Annotated in this window: 2 protein-coding genes; one reads left to right on the plus strand and one right to left on the minus strand. The window is 67.3% G+C overall.

The window, feature by feature from the left end:
- A partial coding sequence (gene folP, locus HMPREF0975_RS11035; RefSeq protein WP_009234256.1) for a dihydropteroate synthase occupies window positions 1-653 on the minus strand: 653 nt, incomplete at its 3' end.
- 402 nt (window positions 654-1055) lie between these two features.
- Between folP and HMPREF0975_RS11040 the strand changes: the two genes are divergently transcribed.
- On the plus strand, window positions 1056-1509 hold a 454-nt coding region (locus tag HMPREF0975_RS11040), incomplete at its 3' end, for an ABC transporter ATP-binding protein (protein WP_009234257.1).

Below are 1509 nucleotides of genomic sequence, written 5' to 3' on the forward strand. Positions count from 1 at the left end.
AGCAGTTCCCAGGACTGAGCGTGGGTCTTGGCGAAACCGAGACCGGGGTCCAGGATCACCTGGGAGCGGTCGACCCCGGCGGCGTCGAGCTCGGTCAGGCGCTCGCGCAGCTCGGCCTCCACCCCGGCGACGACGCCGCCCGGGTAGTCGGTGAGCCGGTCCATGGTCTCGGGGTCTCCGCGCCAGTGCTGGCAGACGTAGACGACGCCGGTGCGGGCGATGAGCCCGTGCATGGCGGGGTCGGCCAGTCCTCCGGAGACGTCGTTGATGATGTGGGCGCCGGCGTCGATGGCGGCCTCGGCGGTGGAGGCGTGGATGGTATCGACCGAGATGATCGCGCAGCCGGCGGTTCCATCGGCGCCATCGGCCCCGTCAGCGACGAGTGCGCGCACGACTGGCAGGACGCGGGAGATCTCGGTGTCGACGTCGACTCTCCGGGCGCCGGGGCGGGTGGACTCCCCGCCGATGTCGATGATGTCGGCGCCCTGGGTGATGAGCTCGCGGGCGCGGGACACGGCCGCCTCGGGGTCGGCCCAGCGCCCGCCATCGGAGAAGGAGTCGGGGGTGACGTTGAGAACGCCCATGAGGAGCGTTCGGTCGCGGGGCACGCGCCCCGGCAGGGGTGCCGGGGCGGCGGCGGGAAGAATCGTCACAGGGTCAGGCTAACGGTTGGTCCGGCACTGTGGGAGGACCGAAACATCTTCAGCCCGCCGCAAACTGAGAGCCGGGACACGATCCGCTCCCATGCCCCCCACCTGCACGACGACAGGACAGCCACCACTACCTCGGGACTGAGGATCGACAACACCCCCTCCTCCTAAAGAAGGAGCTGGTGTCGACGCTCATTCCTTCGAAGCATTTCTCTGCAATAACAGCATTTTTAGGCTCTGAAGGATCAATTAAGAGCGCCCAGCCCACCCATACGACCAAGGCCCGGTCCAACGGCACAACGCACGCAAGGCAGTGAGATGACTGAGATGACGCAGCAACCCCGCCCACCCCTCTCTCAGATCACCCACGAGGGAGACGCGACGCCAGTTCAAGGACTCACCTCAATGGCCGGCGGTACCCGCTCTGCTGTCGCCACAGTTGTTGAGGCTCGTGGTCTGACCAAAGTCTACGGCGAGGGCAACGCCCAGGTCATCGCCCTGGACTCAGCGAGCCTGGCTGTGGGCCGCGGCGAGTTCGTCGCCATCATGGGCCCCTCCGGCTCGGGCAAATCCACCCTCCTGCACTGCATGGCCGGCCTGGACACCCCCACCTCCGGAAGCGTCCTCATCGCCGGCCAGGACCTGTCCGGCATGACGGACAAACAACTCACCGCCGTACGCCGCGACCAGCTCGGCTTCATCTTCCAGTCCTTCAACCTCCTACCCACCCTCACCGCCGAGGAGAACATCCTCCTACCCCAGCGCCTGGCCCACCGCAAACCCCCACAGGACTGGTACGACGCCGTCATCTCCATCCTCGGCATCGGCGACCGCCTCACCCACCGCCCCAACGAGCTCT

It is taken from the genome of Actinomyces sp. oral taxon 849 str. F0330, from assembly GCF_000239715.1.
GTDB lineage: Bacteria > Actinomycetota > Actinomycetes > Actinomycetales > Actinomycetaceae > Actinomyces > Actinomyces johnsonii.